This window comes from Streptomyces sp. NPDC059080, from assembly GCF_042739975.1.
Taxonomy (GTDB): Bacteria; Actinomycetota; Actinomycetes; order Streptomycetales; family Streptomycetaceae; genus Streptomyces; species Streptomyces benahoarensis.
Map to the genome: position 1 here is coordinate 11,229 of NZ_JBHYGX010000029.1, position 21,190 is coordinate 32,418.

Annotated in this window: 21 protein-coding genes; 8 read left to right on the plus strand and 13 right to left on the minus strand. The window is 72.0% G+C overall.

What is annotated here, in order from left to right:
* Positions 1-140: 140 nt before the first annotated feature.
* On the minus strand, positions 141-2,768 hold the full coding sequence (locus ACFWWQ_RS21355) for an FHA domain-containing protein (RefSeq protein ID WP_384598406.1): 2,628 nt from the start codon (positions 2,766-2,768) through the stop codon (positions 141-143).
* Between the two features lie 433 nt (positions 2,769-3,201).
* Here ACFWWQ_RS21355 and serB point away from each other — a divergent pair, with 433 nt between their 5' ends.
* A complete protein-coding gene (serB, locus tag ACFWWQ_RS21360) occupies positions 3,202-4,443 on the plus strand; it encodes a phosphoserine phosphatase SerB (protein ID WP_384598408.1) in 1,242 nt (413 codons plus the stop codon).
* Between the two features lie 291 nt (positions 4,444-4,734).
* Here serB and ACFWWQ_RS21365 read toward each other — a convergent pair whose 3' ends face one another.
* The 4 genes from ACFWWQ_RS21365 to ACFWWQ_RS21380 all read right to left on the minus strand — a co-directional run bounded on the left by ACFWWQ_RS21365 (position 4,735) and on the right by ACFWWQ_RS21380 (position 7,451).
* Positions 4,735-5,253 (minus strand): SixA phosphatase family protein, encoded by a 519-nt coding sequence (locus tag ACFWWQ_RS21365; RefSeq protein WP_384598410.1) that lies wholly within the window; start codon positions 5,251-5,253, stop codon positions 4,735-4,737.
* Positions 5,254-5,336: 83 nt separating this feature from the next.
* A complete protein-coding gene (locus ACFWWQ_RS21370) occupies positions 5,337-5,561 on the minus strand; it encodes a hypothetical protein (RefSeq protein ID WP_384598412.1) in 225 nt (74 codons plus the stop codon).
* A 449-nt stretch (positions 5,562-6,010) separates the two neighbouring features.
* A complete protein-coding gene (locus ACFWWQ_RS21375; protein ID WP_251076762.1) occupies positions 6,011-6,127 on the minus strand; it encodes an SGM_5486 family transporter-associated protein in 117 nt (38 codons plus the stop codon).
* Positions 6,128-6,143: 16 nt separating this feature from the next.
* Positions 6,144-7,451, minus strand: a complete 1,308-nt coding sequence (locus ACFWWQ_RS21380; RefSeq protein ID WP_384598414.1) for a CynX/NimT family MFS transporter — start codon at positions 7,449-7,451, stop codon at positions 6,144-6,146.
* Positions 7,452-7,583: 132 nt separating this feature from the next.
* Here ACFWWQ_RS21380 and ACFWWQ_RS21385 point away from each other — a divergent pair, with 132 nt between their 5' ends.
* A complete protein-coding gene (locus ACFWWQ_RS21385) occupies positions 7,584-8,267 on the plus strand; it encodes a FadR/GntR family transcriptional regulator (protein WP_384598416.1) in 684 nt (227 codons plus the stop codon).
* A gap of 141 nt (positions 8,268-8,408) precedes the next feature.
* Here the strand turns inward: ACFWWQ_RS21385 and fabI are convergent, their stop codons facing one another.
* Both fabI and fabG read right to left on the minus strand, forming a co-directional pair.
* Positions 8,409-9,179 carry an enoyl-ACP reductase FabI gene (gene fabI / locus ACFWWQ_RS21390; protein WP_384598418.1) on the minus strand — a complete coding sequence of 257 codons (771 nt, stop codon included), beginning with the start codon at positions 9,177-9,179 and terminating at the stop codon, positions 8,409-8,411.
* A 5-nt stretch (positions 9,180-9,184) separates the two neighbouring features.
* Positions 9,185-9,889 (minus strand): 3-oxoacyl-[acyl-carrier-protein] reductase, encoded by a 705-nt coding sequence (fabG, locus tag ACFWWQ_RS21395; RefSeq protein WP_384598420.1) that lies wholly within the window; start codon positions 9,887-9,889, stop codon positions 9,185-9,187.
* 402 nt (positions 9,890-10,291) lie between these two features.
* Between fabG and tyrS the strand changes: the two genes are divergently transcribed.
* Positions 10,292-11,689 (plus strand): tyrosine--tRNA ligase, encoded by a 1,398-nt coding sequence (gene tyrS / locus ACFWWQ_RS21400; RefSeq protein WP_384598422.1) that lies wholly within the window; start codon positions 10,292-10,294, stop codon positions 11,687-11,689.
* 93 nt (positions 11,690-11,782) lie between these two features.
* On the opposite strand, the gene ACFWWQ_RS21405 is transcribed toward tyrS, so the two are convergent.
* Entirely contained in the window at positions 11,783-12,067 is a 285-nt protein-coding gene (locus tag ACFWWQ_RS21405; protein ID WP_384598424.1) for a GlsB/YeaQ/YmgE family stress response membrane protein, read from the minus strand.
* 310 nt (positions 12,068-12,377) lie between these two features.
* Between ACFWWQ_RS21405 and ACFWWQ_RS21410 the strand changes: the two genes are divergently transcribed.
* Together ACFWWQ_RS21410 and ACFWWQ_RS21415 are read left to right on the plus strand one after the other, a co-directional pair.
* The gene (locus ACFWWQ_RS21410; RefSeq protein ID WP_384598426.1) at positions 12,378-12,755 is read left to right on the plus strand and encodes a DUF3099 domain-containing protein; all 378 of its coding nucleotides are present in this window, start codon (positions 12,378-12,380) and stop codon (positions 12,753-12,755) included.
* Positions 12,756-13,072: 317 nt separating this feature from the next.
* On the plus strand, positions 13,073-13,318 hold the full coding sequence (locus tag ACFWWQ_RS21415) for a hypothetical protein (protein ID WP_143943413.1): 246 nt from the start codon (positions 13,073-13,075) through the stop codon (positions 13,316-13,318).
* Positions 13,319-13,352: 34 nt separating this feature from the next.
* On the opposite strand, the gene moaA is transcribed toward ACFWWQ_RS21415, so the two are convergent.
* The 5 genes from moaA to ACFWWQ_RS21440 all read right to left on the minus strand — a co-directional run bounded on the left by moaA (position 13,353) and on the right by ACFWWQ_RS21440 (position 18,581).
* Complete coding sequence (gene moaA, locus ACFWWQ_RS21420) at positions 13,353-14,342, minus strand: GTP 3',8-cyclase MoaA (protein WP_384598428.1); 990 nt, start codon at positions 14,340-14,342, stop codon at positions 13,353-13,355.
* Positions 14,343-14,483: 141 nt separating this feature from the next.
* A complete protein-coding gene (locus tag ACFWWQ_RS21425; protein WP_384598430.1) occupies positions 14,484-16,118 on the minus strand; it encodes a cation acetate symporter in 1,635 nt (544 codons plus the stop codon).
* Positions 16,115-16,528 (minus strand): DUF485 domain-containing protein, encoded by a 414-nt coding sequence (locus ACFWWQ_RS21430; protein ID WP_384598432.1) that lies wholly within the window; start codon positions 16,526-16,528, stop codon positions 16,115-16,117. The genes ACFWWQ_RS21425 and ACFWWQ_RS21430 overlap by 4 nt, the downstream gene beginning before the upstream one ends.
* A 287-nt stretch (positions 16,529-16,815) precedes the next feature.
* On the minus strand, positions 16,816-17,544 hold the full coding sequence (locus tag ACFWWQ_RS21435; RefSeq protein ID WP_384598434.1) for a lysoplasmalogenase: 729 nt from the start codon (positions 17,542-17,544) through the stop codon (positions 16,816-16,818).
* A complete protein-coding gene (locus ACFWWQ_RS21440; protein ID WP_384598436.1) occupies positions 17,541-18,581 on the minus strand; it encodes a sterol desaturase family protein in 1,041 nt (346 codons plus the stop codon). Before ACFWWQ_RS21440 ends, ACFWWQ_RS21435 begins: the two co-directional genes overlap by 4 nt.
* A gap of 258 nt (positions 18,582-18,839) precedes the next feature.
* Here ACFWWQ_RS21440 and ACFWWQ_RS21445 point away from each other — a divergent pair, with 258 nt between their 5' ends.
* The 3 genes from ACFWWQ_RS21445 to ACFWWQ_RS21455 all read left to right on the plus strand — a co-directional run bounded on the left by ACFWWQ_RS21445 (position 18,840) and on the right by ACFWWQ_RS21455 (position 21,163).
* The gene (locus ACFWWQ_RS21445; protein ID WP_384598438.1) at positions 18,840-19,859 is read left to right on the plus strand and encodes a DEDDh family exonuclease; all 1,020 of its coding nucleotides are present in this window, start codon (positions 18,840-18,842) and stop codon (positions 19,857-19,859) included.
* A 103-nt stretch (positions 19,860-19,962) separates the two neighbouring features.
* Entirely contained in the window at positions 19,963-20,199 is a 237-nt protein-coding gene (locus ACFWWQ_RS21450; RefSeq protein WP_384598440.1) for a hypothetical protein, read from the plus strand.
* 76 nt (positions 20,200-20,275) lie between these two features.
* Positions 20,276-21,163 (plus strand): SURF1 family protein, encoded by an 888-nt coding sequence (locus ACFWWQ_RS21455; RefSeq protein ID WP_384598442.1) that lies wholly within the window; start codon positions 20,276-20,278, stop codon positions 21,161-21,163.
* The last annotated feature ends 27 nt before the right edge of the window (positions 21,164-21,190 follow it).

Sequence of the window (21,190 nt, forward strand, 5' to 3'; positions counted from 1 at the left end):
ACACCCCGGCCCCCCAACCACCCTCCCGCCGCCACCGCCAACCGCGCCCACGGGGCCCCCCCCCCCCCCCCCCCCCGGGGGGCCCCCCCCCCCCCCCCGGGGGGCCCCCCCCTCGGCGGTGGTGCGCTACGGGCGCCGGGTCACTTGCGCATGACCTCCGGCTCGTGGCGGCGCAGCAGGCGGGCCACGACGAAGGCGAGGGCGACGCCGAGCGCGATCAGGATGATCATGTCCATCACATAGACGCCGGGCTGGTGCTGCCACAGCGGATCGGGGTTGGCGGGCGTCCCCTTGGCCAGGTTGGCGGGCTCCCACGGCAGCAGACGGTTCATGTCGGCGGTCGCGCCCATCGCGGCGACGGCCCAGCGCGACGGCATCAGCCAGGAGAACTGCGCGACGCCGATCGTGTCGAACAGCTGGAAGAGCACGCCGGTGAAGACGACCTGGACGATGGCGAACATGACCAGCAGCGGCATGGTCTTCTCAGCGGTCTTGACCAGTGCGGAGATGATCAGGCCGAACATCATCGAGGTGAATCCGAGCGCGATGACCGCCAGCGTCATCTCGACGCCCGGCAGGTTGTGGAGGATCACGCCCTCGACAGGCATCGTCCGGGTGCAGAAGCCGATCACCGAGATGATCACGCCCTGGAAGGCGGTGACCACGCCCAGGACGATCACCTTGGACATCAGATACGCCGACCGCGACAGGCCGGTGGCCCGTTCGCGCTCGTAGATGACCCGCTCCTTGATCAGCTCACGTACGGAGTTGGCGGCGCCGGAGAAGCACATGCCGACCGCGAGGATCAGCATGATCGTGGAGGCATCGCGGTTGGCGCCGTGCCGGTTGTCCGGCCCGTACCCGAAGCCGTAGTTGCTGGGGATCAGCATCGAGACGATGCCGAGGACCGCGGGCAACGCCAGCATCAGGACCAGGAAACCGCGGTCGGACGCGAGCACTGAGACATAGCGGCGCATCAGGGTCCACAGCTGCGAGCCCCAGCTCTGCGATTTCTGCATCCGGGCGGGCGGCGACTGGATCTGCACCGACTGCGGGGCGACCGCGTCGATGTCCGCCGCGTACATCTGGTAGTGCGGGGAGCCGCGCCAGCGGCCCATCCAGTCGTAGTCGCGGTAGTTCTCGAACGCCGAGAAGACGTCGGCCCACGTGTCGTACTGGAAGAAGTTCAGCGCCTCCTCGGGTGGGCCGAAGTAGGCAACGCCGCCGCCCGGCGCCATGACCAGCAGCTTGTCGCAGATCCCCAGCTCGGCGACGGAGTGCGTGACGACCAGGACGGTACGGCCGTCGTCGGCGAGGCCGCGCAGCAGCTGCATGACGTCGCGGTCCATGCCCGGGTCGAGGCCGGAGGTCGGCTCGTCGAGGAAGATCAGCGACGGCTTGGTCAGCAGCTCCAGGGCGACCGAGACACGCTTGCGCTGACCGCCGGAGAGGGAGGTGACCCTCTTCTCCCGGTGCACATGGAGCTTCAGCTCGTGCAGCACCTCGTCGATACGGGCCTCGCGCTCGGCCTCCGCGGTGTCGCCGGGGAAGCGGAGCTTGGCGGCGTAGCGCAGCGCCTTCTGGACGGTCAGCTCCTTGTGGAGGATGTCGTCCTGCGGGACCAGGCCGATGCGCTGCCGCAGCTCGGCGAACTGCTTGTAGAGGTTCCGGTTGTCGTAGAGGACGTCGCCCTGGTTGGCGGGGCGGTAGCCGGTGAGCGCCTTGAGGAGGGTCGACTTGCCGGAGCCGGAGGGGCCGATGACGGCGATCAGCGACTTCTCCGGGACGCCGAACGAGACGTCCTTGAGGATCTGCTTGCCGCCGTCGACGGTGACCGTGAGGTGGCGGGCCGAGAAGGAGACGTCGCCGGTGTCGACGAACTCCTCCAGCCGGTCGCCGACCAGGCGGAACGTGGAGTGGCCGACGCCGATGATGTCGTTCGGGCCGATGTCGGCGGAGCCGGACCTGGGGACCGGCTGGCCGTTGACATAGGTGCCGTTGTGGCTGCCGAGGTCACGGATCTCGAAGCGGCCGTCGGGGGTGGCGTGGAACTCCGCGTGGTGGCGGGAGACCTGGAGGTCGGAGACGACCAGCTCGTTCTCCAGCGCACGGCCGATGCGCATCACCCGGTCGAGTTCCAGGCGGTGGAACGTGGTGGGGCTGCGGTCGCCCTGGGCCTGCGGGGCGGCGCCCGCCCGGGGGGAGGGCTGCTGCTGGGGCTGCTGGGCCTGCTGGGCCTGCTGGGCCTGCTGCTGCGGGACGTAGGGCTGCTGTCCGGCCCCGGCGGGCGGCTGCTGCCCCTGCGGGACGGGCGGCTGCTGGGCGGCGGGCGGCTGCTGCCAGCCCTGGGCGGCGGCCTGCTGCGGCGCCGCGGGCGCGCCGTAGGCACCGGCGGCCGGTGCACTGGCCGGTGCACTGGCCGGTGCAGTGGCCGGTGCACTGGCCGGTGCAGTGGCCGGTGCGGCGGCGGCCGACAGGGTCATCCGCGGGCCGTCGGTGGCGTTGCCCAGGTGGACGGCCGAACCAGCGCCGATCTCCGTCTGCTGGATCCGCTGCCCCTGGACGTAAGTGCCGTTGGTGCTCCCCTGGTCCTCGATGACCCAGCTGTGTCCGGCCCACCGCAGGACGGCGTGCCGCCAGGAGACCCTGGCGTCGTCGAGCACCATGTCGCCCTGCGGATCACGGCCCACGATGTAGGACCGGGACGGGTCGAGCGTCCAGGTCCTACCCTTCAATTCCAGTACGAGTTCAGGCACTCCACGCCCCATTACATAGTCCCCCGAGTGACGCCCTGTATGGGAATCCAGGGATGGCGAACATCGTGGGGAACTATTTCAGGCTCGGCCCGCCTACCGGAAACCGGGACGCGGGGCCGGCGCACACCGCGTACGGCACGTCCGTACGAGGGCCCGGACGGCACCCGTCAAACCACACAGGAACGGCGAAACCGTGCACCGCGACCGACCCCGGAGCACCCCTTTCCAGCCGCCGGGAGGGTCCGGAAACCGCCGGAAGGCGGTGCGGACACGAGTCCATAACGATCATGGGTCAGCGGCCCGGAGGCTGTCCGGGCGGGGCGGCGAGCGGGTGCCCAGGCCGGGCGCCGCGGGTCCGGGGCCGTGATCGGGGCGCCGCGTGTGGCGGTCCGAACGACGGACAGGTGTACGGGCGGACGCGGTGGGCGGTTACCGTAAAGGCACCATGAGCGCATCGCAGATCCCGCCTGCCACCGCCGTACCGGGCGATGACGTACCGACCCTCCTCGTGAAGATCTTCGGGAAGGACCGGCCCGGCATCACCGCAGGTCTCTTCGACACCCTCGCCGCCTACTCCGTCGATGTCGTCGACATCGAGCAGGTCGTGACCCGTGGCCGCATAGTGCTGTGCGCCCTGATCACCGCGCCCGCCGCCGGGGCCGACGGCGCCTCCGAAGGCGGTCTGCGGGCCACCGTCCACAGCTGGGCCGATTCGCTGAACCTCCAGGCGGAGATCATCTCCGGCCGGGGCGACAACCGTCCGCGCGGCACCGGACGGTCCCACATCACCGTGCTGGGCCATCCGCTGACCGCCGAGTGCACCGCCGCGATCACCGCCGCCATAACGTCCTGCGGCGGCAACATCGACCGTATCTTCCGGCTCGCCAAGTACCCGGTGACGGCCGTGGAGTTCGCGGTGTCCGGCGCCGCCACGGACGCGCTGCGCTCCGTACTGGCGCCGGAGGCGGCCCTCCTCGGCGTCGATGTCGCCGTGGTGTCGGCGGGGCTCCAGCGCCGGGCGCAGCGGCTGGTCGTCATGGACGTCGACTCGACGCTGATCCAGGACGAGGTCATCGAGCTGTTCGCGGCGCACGCCGGGTGCGAGGCGGAGGTCGCCGAGGTCACCGCGCAGGCGATGCGCGGCGAGCTGGACTTCGAGCAGTCGCTGCACGCCCGCGTCGCGCTGCTGGCCGGTCTCGACGCGTCCGTCGTGGAGAAGGTGCGCAAGGAGGTACGGCTCACGCCGGGCGCCCGGACCCTCGTCCGCACCCTCAAGCGGCTCGGCTACCAGGTCGGCGTCGTCTCCGGCGGGTTCACGCAGGTCACCGACGCGCTGCAGGAGGAGCTGGGGCTGGACTTCGCCGCCGCCAACACCCTGGAGATCGTGGACGGGAAGTTCACCGGCAAGGTCACCGGCGAGATCGTGGACCGGGCCGGGAAGGCACGACTGCTGCGCAGCTTCGCGCACCAGGCCGGAGTGCCGCTGGCCCAGACCGTCGCCATCGGCGACGGCGCCAACGACCTGGACATGCTCAACACCGCGGGCCTCGGCGTCGCCTTCAACGCCAAGCCGGTGGTCCGCGAGGCGGCCCACACGGCCGTGAACGTGCCGTTCCTCGACACCGTGCTGTACCTGCTGGGCATCACCCGCGAAGAGGTCGAGGCTGCGGAGACGCATGTGGGGTGAGGGGCTGCGGGCCACGGGGTGAGTACCTGTGGCTGGTGCCAGGGGGGATGTGGCTGGTGCCTGGGGGATGTGGTGGGGCTGGGTAGGGGGCTCGGCCGGGGTGGGCTGGGGGCTTGGCCTTGGCCCCTCTTGGGGGGCCTCCCCCTCCCCCCCACCCCACCTCCCCCAATCGGTCAGGTCGTCGGCACCGCTGGTTCGTACAGACCGACGATCGGCCCTCGCACTTCTCAGGCGCATGGCCCGTCTCAGGCTCATGGCCCGCTTCTCTCGCAGGCGCATGGCCTGCGGAGGTCACTCGTGGGGCGGCCAGTACGCGGTGAGGCGCCCCACGCCGTGCTCGACGGACTTCCACGAACCGTTGAACTCGATGACGGCCATCGCCGAGGTCGGGAATCCCCCGCGGTTCATGCGCGCCAGCAGGTCTCCTTCCGTCCCGCCCGCCAGCGCGTCGGCGAGTGCGTGCATGCCCGGGTTGTGGCCGACCACGAGCAGGTTGGTCACTTCGTCGGAGGTTTCGTTGAGCACCGCGATCAGTTCGCCGAGCGACGCCTCGTAGAGCCGGTCGTCGTAGACGGTCTTGGGGCGCTGGGGCAGTTCGCCGACGAAGAGCTTCCAGGTCTCACGGGTACGGGCGGCGCTTGAGCAGAGAGTGAGGTCGGGAGTGATCCCGGCTCCGGCCAGCCGGCGTCCGGCTGCCGGGGCGTCCATCCGGCCACGCTCGGCGAGCGGGCGCTCATGGTCGCTCTCTTGTGTCCATTCGGCCTTTGCGTGTCGGAGGAGGACGATCCGGCGAGGTGTATCGGCGCTCATGCGTCCCAGCTTCGCATGAAAGGCGGCGCGGGGCGCGGGGTGTTGGGAGGGCCCCTCCGGGGGTGACGGTGGTCCGCGACGGGTCAGGCGGAGAGGGTGCGGGCCGCTATCTCCAGGAGGCGCATCAGCGCGGTGGGGGCCGGTGCGGCGGAGGTCGCCGGGAGGGCGAGCAGGATCGCGAAGGTGGCGACGGGGAGTGCCAGGGCCCACCACGGCAGCTGTCTCCGCACGGTCCCGGTGCGCGGCGCGGGCCGGGCGGCGTCGCGCGGGGGCACGGGTCCGGCGGTGCGGCGGGACGCGGTGGGCATGGTTGCCTCCGTGACGGATCGAAGCGCGCCGCCGCTGTGGGGCGGCGCGTTACCGCGGGGTGCGGTGTTCTTCGAAAGTACGGGGGGAAGGGTGGGCGTTCCTATCCGGGAAAGCCCCCACTGATCCCTGAGGATCATCCCCTAGGGGATCTCGTGGACCGGCCGGTCCACGGGCTCGTCCGGGGCGTTCGAGCGGACGGGGCACGCGCCCGCGGTGCCGAGCCGGTTCCGGACCCGGCCGGGGAGGCGGCGAGCCGCGGCCGCGACGTCGGCGCAGGGCCCGGCCGGAAGCGTCCCGGCCGGATCGCGAGCCCTACCGCGGAGGCCAGCCCACGCCCCGGAGCACCCGGCAGGACATCATCCCGACCGCACAGGGCACCCCGCGGCGCATCACCATGCCGCCCCGCGGCGCATTCTCAGGCGCATCCCCGCAGGCCGCGCCCCGTACGTCAGTTGGCGGCGATACTCGCCACAACGGCGATCACGACGGTCACGGCGAGCATCACACCGAGGACGGTGAGCAGCTTCTTCTGGCCGCCCTGGGGGTTCGGTTCGAGTACAGGCATGGGGTCAGTGTCGCACTCAGGTCTCGTCCTCGATGCGGCGGTCCCGTCCGGCGAGCACGCCGACGGCGATCTGCGGCACCATCAGGCCGGCCATCAGCGCGATCGGGATGCCCCAGCCGCCGCTGTGCTGGTAGAGGGCGCCGACGAGGAGGGGCCCGGGGAGGGAGATGAGGTAGCCGACGCTCTGGGCGAAGGCGGAGAGCTTGACGACACCGGCGGCGCTGGTGGCGCGCATGCCGATCATGGTGAGGGCCAGCGGGAAGGCGCAGTTGGAGACGCCCATGAGGAGGGCCCAGAGCCAGGCGCCGGAGGCGGGGGCGAGCCAGAGGCCGGTGTATCCGGCGAGTCCGCAGAGGCCGAGGCCCACGGCGAGCGGTCCCTGGTGGCGCATGCGGGTGGCGAGGCGCGGCAGGACGAAGGAGAGCGGGACGCCGAGGGCCATGGTGACGGCGAGCAGGACGCCCGCGGTACCGGCGGACACCCCGGCGTCGCGGAAGATCTGCGGCATCCAGCCCATGGTGATGTAGGCGGCGGTGGCCTGGAGGCCGAAGAAGACCGCCAGGGACCAGGCGGTCGGGGAGGTGGCGATGCGGATCGGCCGGTCCTCGGTGCGGTGGGCGGCGCCGGGTGCGGGGGTGGTGGCGCGGCGGCGCAGGACCAGGGCCCAGGGAAGTACCGCGGCGACGGCGAGTGCGGCCCACACGGCGAGGCCGGGGCGCCAGCCGCCAAGTGCGCTGCTCAGGGGCACGGCCGTGGCGGCGGCGAGGGAGGTGCCGAGGGCCAGGGCCATGGAGTAGATGCCGGTCATCGGGCCGACGCGGTCGGGGAACCAGCTCTTGATGACGACGGGCAGCAGGATGTTGCTGACCGCGATGCCGGCGAGGGCGAGCGCGCTGGCGGCGAGGAAGCCCGCGGTGCCGCCGGTGAAGGGGCGTATGGCGACGCCGACGGCGATGGCGGCCATGCCCGCGCAGACGACGGCGCCGGGGCCCCGGCGTCTGGCGAGGCGGGGGGCGGCGATGCCGAACGCGGCGAAGCAGAGTGCGGGGACGGAGGTGAGGAGTCCGGCGACGGTGCCGCTCATGCCGAGTCCGGCGCGTACCTCTTCCATGAGGGCGCCGAGGCTGGTGATGGCGGGGCGGAGGTTGAGGGCGGCGAGGACGAGTCCGGCGATGACGACGCCGTTGAGCCAGCGGGGTGCGGTGGCCGGGGTGGTCGGTGCGGGGCGGTCGTCGTCGGCCGTGCGGTCGGTGGCGGGTAGGGGTGCGCCGTCCGGGGCGGGCCGGTTGGCGGCGGGGAGTGTCGCCAGGTCGTCTTCTGCCATGGCCGCATCATAGAATCATAGGATGATTGCCTGTCCAATTGTCGGCGGTCGCCCCCTCCCGGGCGGCCTGCCCGGCCCGGTCCCGGTGGCGCCGCCCGCCGCCGCCCTCTCCCCGCACCCCGGAGCGCAGCCATGCCCCTGACCTCCCCCCGCCGCTCCGCGCTGGCGGATCAGGTGATCGCGCAGTTGCGTGCCCAGATCACCTCGGGCGAATGGCCCGTCGGCGCGCGCATCCCCACCGAACCGGAGCTGGTCGAGCAGCTCGGGGTGGCCCGCAACACCGTGCGGGAGGCCGTACGGGCGCTGGCACACAACGGACTGCTGGACATCCGGCAGGGTTCCGGCACGTATGTGGTGGCCACCAGTGAGCTGGCCGGGGTGATGAACCGCCGGTTCGCCGACGCCGACCCCGGGGACATCGCCGAGGTACGCAGCGCCCTGGAGGCATCGGCGGCGCGGCTGGCCGCCCGCCACCGCACGGCGCACGATCTGCGGCAGCTCGACGCGCTGCTGGAACGCCGGGAGCGCGCCTGGGAGTCGGGGGCTGCGGACGCGTTCGTCGAGGCGGACGCGACGCTGCACATGGCCGTGGTGGCGGCCTCGCACAACGACGTGCTGGCGGAGATCTACGCCGACCTCGGGGGTGTGCTGCGCGACTTCCTGCGCGCCGACGTCGGCGAGGAGTTGCGTCCCGAGTCCCGTATGGACCACGCCCGGCTGGTGGCGGCGATCCGCGAGGGCGACGACGAGCGGGCCGCCGCCGAGGCGAGCACCCTGCCGTTCGGCTGCCGGGCGGCGCTGCGGGGCACCGGCTGACGCACCCGCGCGGGCCATACGCCCCGCAACGCGTCCTGCCCGCCCCGGCGCGAACCGGAACGGGCAGGAGGCAAGGCGGGTACGGGCTGCTGACGGATGATCAGGGCCCGTCCGGGTGCCGTGCGGCGCGGGTGGGTGCGGTCAGGCGCCCATCATGTGCACGCCACCGTCGACGTGCACGATCTCGCCGGTGGTGCGGGGGAAGAAGTCGGACAGCAGGCCGACGACGCCGCGGCCGGCGGGCTCCGGGTCGGTCAGCTCCCAGCCGATCGGGGCACGGTGGTTCCACACGTCCGCCAGCTCCTCGAAGCCGGGGATGGACTTCGCGGCCATCGACTTGATCGGACCGGCCGAGACGAGGTTGCAGCGGATGCCCTTGGGGCCGAGGTCGCGCGCCAGGTAGCGGTTGGTGCTCTCCAGCGCCGCCTTGGCCACGCCCATCCAGTCGTACTTCGGCCAGGCGATCTGCGCGTCGAAGGTGAGGCCGACGAGCGCGCCGCCGTTCTCCATCAGCGGCAGGCAGGCCATGGCCAGCGCCTTGTAGGAGTACGCGGAGACGTGGACCGCGGTGCCGACGTCCTCCCAGTCCGCCGCCAGGAAGTTGAAGGCGCCCTGGGGGCCGAAGGCGATGGAGTGCACGATGCCGTCGAGACGGGCATCCTCGCCCTGGTGCGCGCGGATCTTGTCGGCGAGGCCGTCCAAGTGCTCCTTGTTGGTGACGTCCAGCTCGATCACCGGCGCCTCCTTGGGCAGCCGCCTGGCGATCCGCTCGACGAGGGAGAGACGGCCGAAGCCGGTGAGGATGACTTCGGCGCCTTCGTTCTGGGCGACCTTGGCGGCCTGGAACGCGATCGACGACTCGGTCAGCACGCCGGTGACCAGAATGCGCTTGCCTGCGAGGATTCCACTCATGCTGCTCAGTGACCCATGCCCAATCCGCCGTCCACGGGAATGACGGCTCCGGTGATGTACGCGGCCTCGTCGGAGGCCAGGAAGCGAACCGAGGCGGCGATCTCCTCGGGCTGCGCGTAGCGCGCCAGCGGCACCTGCTTCACGATGCCCTCCCGCTGCTCGTCGGTGAGCACACGGGTCATGTCGGTGTCGACGAACCCGGGGGCGACGACGTTGACGGTGATGTTACGGCTGCCCAGCTCCCGGGCGAGCGAGCGGGCGAAGCCCACCAGACCCGCCTTGGAGGCGGCGTAGTTCGCCTGGCCCGCGCCGCCGAGCAGGCCGACCACCGACGAGATCAGCACGACGCGCCCCTTACGGGCCCGCAGCATGCCGCGGTTGGCGCGCTTGACCACCCGGAAGGCGCCGGTGAGGTTGGTGTCGAGGACGGAGGTGAAGTCCTCCTCGGACATCCGCATCAGCAACTGGTCGCGGGTGACACCGGCGTTGGCCACCAGCACCTCGACCGGACCGTGCTTCTCCTCGATCTCCTTGTACGCCTGGTCCACCTGCTCGGTGTCCGTGATGTCGCACTTCACGGCCAAGAACCCCGCGGGGGGCTCGCCCGATCGGTACGTGATGGCGACCTTGTCGCCGGCCTCGGCGAAGGCACGGGCAATGGCGAGGCCAATGCCGCGGTTGCCTCCGGTGACCAGAACCGAGCGGCTCACGAGATCACCCTTTCGTTTCCTGAATCCATCCTGCGTTCGGTACGAAACTATCGGTCACCGGGCCTGTACGGAGAATCGAGGCCGCACAGGGGCGGTGCGCCGTCGCTGTCAGGTCCCTACAGAAACGGCCGTCCGCGCCGTCCGCGGTGACCGTCGCGCCGCCCGTCCGGCGCCCGGCGCGGACCGCCTTGTGGTGGATCCCTCCAATCCCTGGCCGGGGATCACGCGATCGGCGAGGCGCGCCGCTGGGCGGGCCCCGCCGCGGGGCGGACGGCCTCGCGGGTCCGGGCCCGTACGGGAGCGCGGACGGCCGGTCCCCAGGGAGGCGAAGGCGGTGGACACGCAGCGAATAGACTGTCACCTCGTCCTCCCCTCCGGGAACCACAACCGATCAGGAACGCCATGACACGCCTCGGCGAATCCGTCGCCCGCGCCACGACCCTGCTCTCCGCCGACCTCTCCACGGACGCCACCGTCCAGGAGTTGCTCCGGGAGACGGGCGCGCGGCGCTCTCTCGACCTGACGGACCTGCCGCCGAAGGAGCAGGCGGCGCTGATCGCGGGGCGCGCCGTCGAGGTGTTGCCGGGCGTGGAGAAGCTGGCGGAGCGGATCGAGGAGCGCCGTGCGGCGGGCCGCGGTCTCCACATCAAGCTGGGCATCGACCCGACGGCGACCGATGTGCACCTCGGGCACGCGGTGCCGCTGATCGTGCTGAGCCGGTTCCAGCGGCTGGGCCACTCCGTCACGCTGATCATCGGTGACTTCACCGCCAAGATCGGTGACCCGTCGGGCCGGACCGCCGAGCGGCCGCCGCTGACCGACGACGACATCGCGGCCAACCTCGCCACCTACCGCGCGCAGGTCCGCCCGTTCTTCGACTTCGAGCACGTCAGCTTCCGGCAGAACAGCGAGTGGCTGGCGCCGTACACCTTCCCGGAGCTGCTGTCGCTGCTCTCGCAGGTCCCGGCGTCGCAGCTGCTGCAGCGTGAGGACTTCCGCAACCGGCTGGCGGCCGGGTCCGGGCTGACGATGACGGAGCTGCTGTACCCGATCGCGCAGGGCCTGGACTCGGTGGCGCTGGAGTGCGACGTCGAGCTGGGCGGTTCGGACCAGCTGCTCAACCTGCAGATGGGTCGCAAGCTGATGGAGCTGCGCGGGCAGCAGCCGCAGCTGGTCGTGACGATGCCGCTGATCGAGGGCACCGACGGCACCGGCGCCAAAATGTCGAAGTCGAAGGGGAACTACGTCGGCCTCGGCGCCCCCGCCGACGACGTCTTCGGCAAGATCATGTCGGTGCCGGACCGTCTCATGGAGCCGTACCTCAAAGCGTGGACGGAGTGGACCGACGACGAGATCACCCTCGCCCTGAAGCGGGTCGAGGAGCGGTCGCTGCACCCGATGGATCTGAAGAAGATCCTCGCGGGTGAGGTGGTGACCGCGCTGTACGGCCTGGAGGCGGCGATGGCCGCACGGGCCGGGTTCACCGCGCAGTTCTCCAAGAAGTCGTTCACGGACGTCGGTTCGCTGCCGTCCGTCGATGTCGCGGCGCACGGCGCGGAGACGGTCGCGGCGGTGCTGACGAAGGTCCTGGAGTTCACGCCGAGCGCCTCGGCGGCCCGGCGGCTGGCGAAGCAGAACGCGCTGAAGCTGGTCGTCGAGGGCGCCGACGGGCAGCAGACGGTGGTGATCGCCGAGGCGGACGCGGTGCGGCCGCTCGCCGAGGTGGTCGCCGAGGCCCCGGCCGGTGAGGGCGTGTACCTCAAGGCGGGCCGCAAGCTCGCCAAGGTCGACGGCGTCTGACGGGCCTCTCCCCCGCCGCCCTGGGCGGCCGGTACGCATCGCGCCCACCGGCCGTCCTGGCGTTTCCGGGCGCCGCGCCGTTCGGTGGGCGGGTCAGGTGCGGGTGTGGCGGCTGCGGTTGCCGCGTACGGTGATCCAGATGCGTCCAGCGATGACGACGAGGACGATGGCGCCGATCAGCTGGAGGATATGGCGGATCCAGTCGATGCCTCTGGTCTCGTTGACGCCGAGGCCGGTGGCGGCCCAGTTGCCCAGGACGCTGCCGATCAGACCGCAGAGCACCGTCAGCCAGAGCGGGATCTGCTGCTTGCCGGGGATGATGGCCTTGGCGATCAGCCCCAGGATCAGGCCGACGATGAGGGCCCACAACCAATTCATGTCGCCTCCTGGTTCGGCGCGGGAGCGGACCGTGCCCCCGTCAGTGTCACGCCGCCCCCGCCCCACCGCACGCGGAGCCGGGCGCGGACGGCGGCGGGCCGGACTCCGGTGGCGGCCCCGGTCTCGTCCGCGGCGCGGGTGCGGCGTACCGTGTCAGTGTCCGGAATCGGAGAGAATCCGGCGGGACTCCGGTCGCGTGTGCACCATCCCGCCCACCCCGCGACGCCTCGGGTGGACGACGGGACACCCGGACGGGACCGCGCGCCCGGGCGGGACGGTGCGGACACGGCCTAGCAGATGGTGGAGCGGGATGCGGAAGCAGAGCGGCGCCGGGACCTTCCGGATCACGGGGGCCCGGCGGGGGCTTTCGGAGGATGTGCGCGGGCGGCAGCGGCGCTATGTGATCTCGATGTGCGTGCGGACGCTGGCCGTCGTGCTCACCATCGTGCTGTGGAACGTCGAGCGGCCGATCGCCATCGCCACGCTGGTGCTGGGCTTCGCGCTGCCGTACGTCGCCGTGGTCGTCGCCAACGCGGGCCGGGAGAACGTGACCTCGCTGCCGTCGACGTTCGTCGCCGCGCCGACGCGTCCGGCGCTCGCGGCCAGGGGCGACGGTGCGTCGGCGGCCGATCCGGGGGACGAGGCACCGACGGCGGACGGGACCGGTCGGGACGCCTCCAGCGACTGACCTGCGGGGCACCACGAACGGGGTCACGAACAGGGTCACGAACGGTGTCACGAACAGGGTCGTGACACCGCGGGCAAGCTCAAGAAAAGCTCAGATCAATCATTCCGTTCCGGTGCACCCCGGCTACCGGCGCGTGACATACTGCGTACGCGCTCCGCATCCCCCGTCGGAGCGATGGACCGACGCCGGGCGGCTCCCCCCGTGGCTGCCCGGCGTCGTCCTGTCTTCGCCGCCGTGGCACGGGAGTTGACGCCCTCCGGTGGCCCCCGCCGCACGCGCCTCCGCCGGGGCAGTCCGCGGAACGTAGGGTGAAGAGTGTGAACTCCCCGAACGTACCGGACTCCGGCGACAGCGCCGTCATCTGCTCCGCGAAGGGCTGCCGTGCGCCCGCCGTGTGGGTGCTGGCCTGGAACAACCCGAAGCTGCACACGCCCGAGCGCCGCAAGACCTGGCTCGCCTGCGAGGAGCACCGGGAGCATCTGTCGCAGTTCCTCGGCGTCCGCGGATTCCTCAAGGACGTGGTGACGCTGGAGGAATGGGAGTCCGCGGACCGCGACGGCTGAGCGTGCCGCGCGGCCCGGCGGACGGCCGCGGAGGTCAGCCACCGATCGCCGACATGGGGCGGTCCGGCTGGAGGAACGACGGATCGTCGAGGCCCGACCCGGCCTTCTTGCCCCACATCGCGCGCTCCCAGATACGGGCCAGTTCGTCGTCCGGGGTGCCCGAGCGCAGGGCGGCGCGCAGATCGGTCTCCTCGGTGGCGAACAGGCACGTCCGTATCTGACCGTCGGCGGTGAGGCGGGTGCGGTCGCAGGCATGGCAGAACGGGCGGGTGACGGAGGCGATGACGCCGACGCGGTGCGGACCGCCGTCCACGATCCAGCGTTCGGCGGGCGCCGCACCGCGCTGTTCCTCGCCTTCGGGGGTGAGGGTGAAGCGGGTGCGCAGCGAGGTGAGGATGGCGCCGGCGGTGATCATGCCGTCGCGGTGCCAGCCGTGCTGGGCGTCGAGCGGCATCTGCTCGATGAACCGCAGCTCGTAGTCGTGCTCCATGGCCCAGGCGAGGAGGTCGGGGGCCTCGTCGTCGTTGCGGCCGGGCATCAGCACGGCGTTGATCTTGACGGGGGTGAGCCCGGCGGTGTGGGCCGCGGCCAGACCGCGGAGCACGTCGGCGTGGCGCTTGCGGCGGGTCATGGCCTGGAAGACGTCCGGGCGGAGGGTGTCCAGGGAGACGTTGACGCGGTCGAGTCCGGCGTCGCGGAGGGCTTCGGCGGTGCGCTCCAGGCCGATGCCGTTGGTCGTCAGAGACATCCTGGGGCGATTGCCGAGCTGAGCGACGCGGGCGACGATGCCGGTCAGTCCGGGGCGCAGCAGGGGCTCGCCGCCGGTGAAGCGGACCTCGTCGATGCCGAGGCGGTCGACGGCGAGGGTGATGAGGCGGACGATCTCGTCGTCGGTGAGCAGATCGGGTTTGGCGAGCCACTGCAGGCCCTCTTCCGGCATGCAGTACGTGCACCGCAGATTGCAGCGGTCCGTGACGGAAACGCGCAGGTCGGTAGCGACACGTCCGAAGGTGTCGATGAGCACGTGGCCCCCTCCCCGGGTGCGGTCCGTGTGGTGTTCGTCGCTCCTTCGAGCCTACGCGATGGGGGTGACACCGGGCAGGCGTGCGACGCACGAGGCCGGGGCGGCGGCGTAGGGATCTACGACGCCGCCGCCCCGGCGGGTTCAGTGCGCTCCGGTGCCGGTCAGGGAGCGGACCTCCAGTTCGGCGTACTTGCCGGCGTCCGGCTTCTCCGAGGAGAGCAGGGAGCCCAGCCAGCCGAGGAGGAAGCCCAGCGGGATGGAGATCAGGCCGGGGTTCTCCAGCGGGAAGAAGGCGAAGTCGGCGGCGGGGAACATCGAGGTCTCCTTGCCGGAGACGACGGGCGAGAAGAGGACCAGGAGCACGGAGGCGGTGAGCCCGCCGTAGATGGACCAGAGGGCGCCCTGGGTGGTGAACCGCTTCCAGAAGAGGCTGTAGAGGAGGGTGGGGAGGTTGGCGGAGGCGGCGACGGCGAAGGCGAGGGCGACGAGACCGGCGACGTTGAGGCCGCGGGCGAAGACGCCGAGGACGATGGCGACGGCGCCGATGCCGACGGTCGCCCAACGGGCCGCACCGATCTCCTCCTTCTCCGTGGCGTTCCCCTTGCGGATCACATTGACGTAGATGTCGTGGGCGAAGGACGAGGAGGAGGCGAGGGTGAGGCCCGCGACGACGGCGAGGATGGTGGCGAAGGCGACAGCGGAGATGACGGCGAGGAGGACCGCGCCGCCGGTGGATCCGGCGCCGCCGCCGATGACCTCGGCGAGCTGCGGGGCGGCGGTGTTGCCCGCCTTGTTGGCGGCGGTGATCTCCCCGGGCTTGATGAGCGCCGCGGCGCCGAAGCCGAGGGCGATGGTCATCAGGTAGAAGACGCCGATGATGCCGATCGCCCAGTTCACCGACTTCCGGGCGGCCTTGGCGGTGGGGACGGTGTAGAAGCGGATGAGGATGTGCGGCAGTCCGGCGGTGCCGAGGACCAGGGCGAGGCCGAGGGAGATGAAGTCGATCTTCGAGGTGGCGGTGACGCCGTACTTGAGACCCGGTTCGAGGAAGGCGGCGCCCTTGCCGCTGTTCTCGGCGGCGGCGCCGAGCAGCGCGGAGATGTTGAAGTGGAACTTCAGCATGACGAGGAACGTGATGAGCAGCGTCCCGGCGATCAGCAGGACCGCCTTGACCATCTGCACCCACGTGGTGCCCTTCATCCCGCCGATGGAGACGTAGAGGACCATCACGAGGCCGACGAGGACGACGACGAGGATCTTGCCGGTCTCGCTGGTGATGCCGAGGAGCAGGGTGACGAGGGCACCGGCGCCGGCCATCTGGGCGAGCAGGTAGAAGATCGAGACGACGATGGTGGAGGTCCCGGCGGCGGTGCGGACCGGGCGCTGGCGCATCCGGTAGGCGAGGACGTCGCCCATGGTGTAACGGCCGGAGTTGCGCAGCGGTTCGGCGACCAGGAGCAGCGCGACGAGCCAGGCGACGAGGAAGCCGATGGAGTAGAGGAAGCCGTCGTAGCCGGAGAGGGCGATGGCCCCGGCGATGCCGAGGAAGGACGCGGCGGACATGTAGTCGCCGGAGATGGCGAGGCCGTTCTGGAAGCCGCTGAACTGGCGTCCCCCGGCGTAGAAGTCCTCGGCGTTGCGGGTCTGCCGCCCGGCCCAGAGGGTGATGACCAAGGTGGCGGCGACGAAGAGGGCGAAGAGGCTGATGATCAGGGTGCGGTGCTCGCCCGCGCCTCCGGCGGCGAGCGGCAGGGCGAGCGGGTGCGCGGCGGTCATGCGTCGCCCTCCAGTCGGTTCTTGATGGCTTCGGCCTTCGGGTCGAGGCGCCTCGCGGCGTGGCGGGAGTACCACCAGGCGATGAGGAACGTCGTCAGGAACTGCGCGAGGCCCAGGACGAGGGCGACGTTGACGTTCCCGGCGACCTTGACCGCCATGAAGCCGCCCGCGTAGCTCGACAGCAGGACGTAGACGAGGTACCAGAGGACGAAGGCGACCGTGAGGGGGAAGGCGAACGCGCGGTGGCCGCGGCGCAGTTCGCCGAATTCCGCGCTCCGCTGGACCTCGGCGTACGGGTACGGTGCGCGTCCCGGGTCCGCGTCGCCGACGGGCGGGGCGGTGGTGGCCGGGGGCCCGGCGAGGCCGGGCGGTTCCTGCGGCCCGGGGCCGGTGGGCGGTGCGCTGCTCACGGATTCTCCTGACGCGTGGTGTCCGACGGCGGACCCGATGGCAAAGGGAACGTAAGTGATGTGGATCACGCATCGTAGAGGGGGTGCGGACGCGGCGACAGGGGTTGTCGGGGGAAATTCACAGCCCTTAGGGGGCGCCCGGGAGTGCGGCGGGAAGGGGGCGCCCCGGGAGGGGCGGGCACCGCCGCCGCTGAGCATCGGGGCCGCTGCACAGGGGCGTTGACGGCGGGGACCTCGTACGGGCGGGGCGGCGGGCGGCCCGCCCGTACGGCTCGGTACCGGCCCGTTCAGACGCGGACCGGACGGGGCCCGGCGGAGGTGGCCGGAACCGTACGCCCGGTGGTCCGCAACAGCCCCAGGGTGAGGGCGAGTTGGGCGGCCACGTAGGTGAGCATGACCCAGAAGTGCGGGGCGGGCGCCTGGGGCCAGGCGGCAATCCCGGTGGCGATGAGGCTGTCGGAGAGCAGGAAGAGCAGCCCGCCGACGGCGGCGAGCGCCCCGGCGCGCAGGGCGCCGAAGGCCATAGCGGTCAGCAGCAGGCTGTACCCGGCGACCGGGCCCCGCAGGTCCGCCGGGAGGCCGGGCCACAGCAGGACGACGAGGGTCGCGCAGGCGAGGGCGTACGCCCCGGCCGCGGCGGCGGTGCGGGCGCGGGTGGGCGCGGTGCCGTGCCGGGCGAAGAGGACGAGGTAGCAGACGTGTCCGGCGGCGAACGCGGCCATGCCCAGCAGGAAGAGGAGGTCGCCGCCGATCTGCAGGAGGGTGTCGCCGCAGCAGCCGAGGAGCAGCGCACCGGCTATCAGCGGCGGGCCGCCCCGGGTGAGGGCGTACCCGGCGAGGACCGGCATCAGGGCCGGTTTGGTGGCCAGGACCGCGGCGTGGGCGACGGCACCCGCGCCGCTGCCGGATCCGGCGGCGGTACGGACGAGCAGCGCGACGAGGTGGACGGCGGCCAGCACGGTGAACACGGCGAGCAGCGCGCGGGCGACGCGGGGGCGGGGGCGCGTCGGGTTCACGCGGCACCTCTCTTGACGGTGGGCGCGGCGGTGGACGCGGCGGCGATGGACGGGCCGGGAGCCGGGCCGCCGGTGGACGCGATCGCGGTGCCTCCGGTGGGCGTGATCGCGGCGCCTCCGGTGGACGCGGCCACGGGGCCATCCCCGGGCCGGCAGCCCGGCACGTCACCCCCGGGGACGCCCGCGTCGGCAACGGCTCCGGGCGGGGCCGTGGGCTGCCAGCCCGGGCCGCGGAAGATCCGGCCCGCCCGTTCGCGCCAGCCAGTGGCGGCGCGGAGGTCGCGGGCGAGGGCGGCGTACTCGTGGGTGGCGACGCGCAGTGGGTTGTAGGTGGCGATGTTCTTGGTGAGGCCGTAGACGGGCCGCTCGGTCTCCGGGACGAAGGAGCCGAACATCCGGTCCCAGATGATCAGGATGCCGCCGAAGTTGCGGTCCAGGTAGCCGCCCTGCGAGGCGTGGTGCACCCGGTGGTGGGAGGGCGTGTTCAGGACGGACTCGACGGGCCGCGGCAGCTTGCCTATCCGCTCGGTGTGCACCCAGAACTGGTAGACGAGGCTGACGCCGGAGCAGAAGGCGACGGCCACCGGGTGGACGCCGAGCACGATCATCGGCAGGTAGAACGGCCAGACGGTCCAGCTCGTCCAGGGCTGCCGCAGTGCGGTGGTGAGGTTGAACTTCCGGCTGGAGTGGTGGACGACGTGGCACGCCCACAGGACGCGTATGACGTGGTGCCCGCGGTGCGACCAGTAGTAGAGGAAGTCCTGCACCAGGAGCATCGGCAGCAGCGTCCACCACAGCACCGGCACCCGCAGCGGGGTCAGCGCGTAGACGGCGGAGTAGATCGCCACGATCGGGATCTTCCACAGGGCGTCGAAGGCGAGACTGCCCAGCCCCATGCCGACGCTGGTGGCCGCGTCCCTGGCCTCGTAGCCCGCGGCGTCCTCGTCGGGGCGCAGGCGGCAGCTCGCCACCTCGACGGCGGTGAGCAGGAGGAAGGCGGGGACGGACCACAGCACGACATCGGGAAGGTGCGGCATGTCCGGCACGATAAGTGCGGGGCCGGGGGTGCGGCTAGAGGTAGTTACCGAGAAGTATGTGAGACGGGGTGTCAGTTTCTGGCCCGGGGATGCCACCGGTGACGAACCGCTGAAAAAACCTCCCCTTTGATGGATTTTCGCCCGTTTTCCGTTGTGGTGGCCGCCGTTGGCCGGGCGGCAGCGCCCACGGGCGGAGTCCGGCCACGGGGCCGACGGCGGTGCGGTGGCTGTCAGTGGCGGCCCGTATCCTCAGGAACCATGCTCGAAGACCACACAGCAGCCGACCCGATCGCGCCGAGGATCGGGCAGCAGCCGGGCCCGCAGACCCCGCCGGTCCCCTGGCCGGACGCCTACCCCGAGGGGTACGCCGTGGTCGACGTCGAGACCACCGGCCTCGCCCGTGACGACCGGATCATCTCCGCCGCCGTCTACCAGCTCGACGCCCGGGGCGAGTTCCAGGACCGCTGGTACACCCTCGTCAACCCGGAGCGCGACCCCGGGCCGGTGTGGATCCACGGCCTGACCAGCGAGGTGCTGGCCGACGCGCCGCTCTTCCCGGAGATCGTGCCCGAGCTGTCCCGGCGGCTGGAGGGCCGCGTCCTGGTCGCCCACAACGCCATGTTCGACTGGTCGATGATCGCCCGCGAGTACGCCCGCGCCACGGCAGTCGCCCCGGTGAACCGCCGACTGTGCACCATCGCCCTCTCCAAGGAGCTGGGTCTGCCGCTCGCCAACCACAAGCTGGAGACCCTCGCCGCCCACTACGGCGTGGTCCAGGAGCAGGCCCACCACGCGCTGGACGACGCCCGGGTGCTGGCCGAGACGTTCCGGCCGAGCCTGCGGCGCGCCGCACGCGAGAACCTGCGGCTGCCGCTGCTGGCCTGCCAGCCGCTCACCGAGTGGTCCGACACCCCGGCGCCCCAGCGGTATCCGGGCGCCTCGTCGTACCGCTCCGCCTCCTGGCGTCCCGCCCGTAAGCGCCCGGCCTGCCCGTACCCCAACCCGGGGCGCTACGAGAGCGGGGGCAAGCTGGTGCAGGGCATGCGGGTGGCGTTCTCCGGCGACACCTCCGTCGACCGTGAGCTGCTGGAGGACCGCGCGATCGAGGCCGGGCTGCACGTCGCGACGAGCCTGTCGCGCCTCACCAGCCTGCTGGTGACCAACGACCCGGACGCGCAGACGTCCAAGACCGCCAAGGCCCACACGTTCGGCACCACCGTCATCGACGAGGCGGCCTTCATGCAGCTCCTCCAGGACGTCCGGCCCGCCGCCGGGTGATGCCGCCGGTCGGCCCGGTCGTCGCTGCGCCGGTCGGGTGCCGCGCCGACGACCCGGCCCGATGGCCTTGCCCCGCCGCGCCGTGGTCCGCACGATGCGGCGCATGACTCGTTGCGAGGTATGCGGAAACGACTACGACCTGGCCTTCTACGTGGAGACGCAGGACGGGGCGCGGCACGTCTTCGACTCCTTCTCCTGCGCCATCCACCGCATGGCACCCATCTGCGAACACTGCCGGGTCCAGATCATCGGCCAGGGCGTCGAGGTCGCCGGGCAGTGGTTCTGCGGCGCCCACTGCGCCCGCGCCGCGGGAAAGCAGGGCATCGTCGACCGGGTGTGAACCCCGCCGCCACCCTGCACCGCCCCCGGCGGCCCCGCCGCTCGGGGGCGTTCGCGCGCCAGGTACCGTCGAAGCCGTGTACCGCTTCCTGTTGTCCCGGCAATGGGTGATCCTCACCCTCCTGGGCCTCGTCCTGATCCCGGCCATGGTCAAGCTGGGCTTCTGGCAGCTCCATCGCCATGAGCACCGGGTGGCGCAGAACCAGCTCATCGCCCGCAGCCTCCAAGCGAAGCCGGTACCGGTCACCGAGCTGACCTCCCCGGGGCGCGCCCTGCCGCGCGGCGACATGTGGCGCACGGTCACCGCCACCGGCACGTACGACGCCGCCCACGAGGTCGTCGTCCGTCAGCGCACCGCCGCCGACGAGTCGACCATCGGCTACTACGTCCTCACCCCGCTCGACCTCGGCCACGGCCGGACGGTGCTGGTCAACCGCGGCTGGATCGCGGCCGGGGGCGACCTCACCAAGTTCCCGGACGTGCCCGCCGCGCCCCGCGGCACGGTCACCGTCACCGGCCGGATGATGGCCGACGAGACCACCGAGGGCAGCGGGATCAAGGACCGGCAGGGCCTGCCCGACCGCCAGGTCATGCTCATCAACAGCGCCCAGCAGGCGAAGCTGCTGCACCGCCCGGTGCTCGCCGGGTACATCGAACAGACCGCGCCGAAGACCCCGCACCACACCCCCGAGCTGGTCCCGGACCCGGACCACGACAGCATCGGGCCGCACATGGCGTACGCCGTGCAGTGGTGGCTGTTCGCCGCGGCGGTGCCGGTCGGCTGGGTCGTCCTCGTCCGACGGGAGCGCCGGGACCTGGCGGCGGCCGCGGCGGCGGAGCCGGGCACCACCGCGACGGAACCGGACGCAGCGGACGCGGACCCGGCGGACACCGCGGACGCCCCGCCCGCGGACGCCCCGCCCGTGGACGCCCCCGTAGCCCGGACGGCCGCCACCCCCGAATAGCGGCGCCGCCCGGCGGGAAAGCCCGCT

Excerpts from the sequence above, each read along its gene's own strand:
- ACFWWQ_RS21355 (WP_384598406.1), bottom strand. The coding sequence starts at position 2,768 with ATGGGGCGTGGAGTGCCTGAACTCGTACTGGAATTGAAGGGTAGGACC.
- serB (WP_384598408.1), top strand. The coding sequence starts at position 3,202 with ATGAGCGCATCGCAGATCCCGCCTGCCACCGCCGTACCGGGCGATGAC.
- ACFWWQ_RS21365 (WP_384598410.1), bottom strand. The coding sequence starts at position 5,253 with ATGAGCGCCGATACACCTCGCCGGATCGTCCTCCTCCGACACGCAAAG.
- ACFWWQ_RS21370 (WP_384598412.1), bottom strand. The coding sequence starts at position 5,561 with ATGCCCACCGCGTCCCGCCGCACCGCCGGACCCGTGCCCCCGCGCGAC.
- ACFWWQ_RS21375 (WP_251076762.1), bottom strand. The coding sequence starts at position 6,127 with ATGCCTGTACTCGAACCGAACCCCCAGGGCGGCCAGAAGAAGCTGCTC.
- ACFWWQ_RS21380 (WP_384598414.1), bottom strand. The coding sequence starts at position 7,451 with ATGGCAGAAGACGACCTGGCGACACTCCCCGCCGCCAACCGGCCCGCC.
- ACFWWQ_RS21385 (WP_384598416.1), top strand. The coding sequence starts at position 7,584 with ATGCCCCTGACCTCCCCCCGCCGCTCCGCGCTGGCGGATCAGGTGATC.
- fabI (WP_384598418.1), bottom strand. The coding sequence starts at position 9,179 with ATGAGTGGAATCCTCGCAGGCAAGCGCATTCTGGTCACCGGCGTGCTG.
- tyrS (WP_384598422.1), top strand. The coding sequence starts at position 10,292 with ATGACACGCCTCGGCGAATCCGTCGCCCGCGCCACGACCCTGCTCTCC.
- ACFWWQ_RS21405 (WP_384598424.1), bottom strand. The coding sequence starts at position 12,067 with ATGAATTGGTTGTGGGCCCTCATCGTCGGCCTGATCCTGGGGCTGATC.
- ACFWWQ_RS21410 (WP_384598426.1), top strand. The coding sequence starts at position 12,378 with ATGCGGAAGCAGAGCGGCGCCGGGACCTTCCGGATCACGGGGGCCCGG.
- ACFWWQ_RS21425 (WP_384598430.1), bottom strand. The coding sequence starts at position 16,118 with ATGACCGCCGCGCACCCGCTCGCCCTGCCGCTCGCCGCCGGAGGCGCG.
- ACFWWQ_RS21440 (WP_384598436.1), bottom strand. The coding sequence starts at position 18,581 with ATGCCGCACCTTCCCGATGTCGTGCTGTGGTCCGTCCCCGCCTTCCTC.
- ACFWWQ_RS21445 (WP_384598438.1), top strand. The coding sequence starts at position 18,840 with ATGCTCGAAGACCACACAGCAGCCGACCCGATCGCGCCGAGGATCGGG.
- ACFWWQ_RS21450 (WP_384598440.1), top strand. The coding sequence starts at position 19,963 with ATGACTCGTTGCGAGGTATGCGGAAACGACTACGACCTGGCCTTCTAC.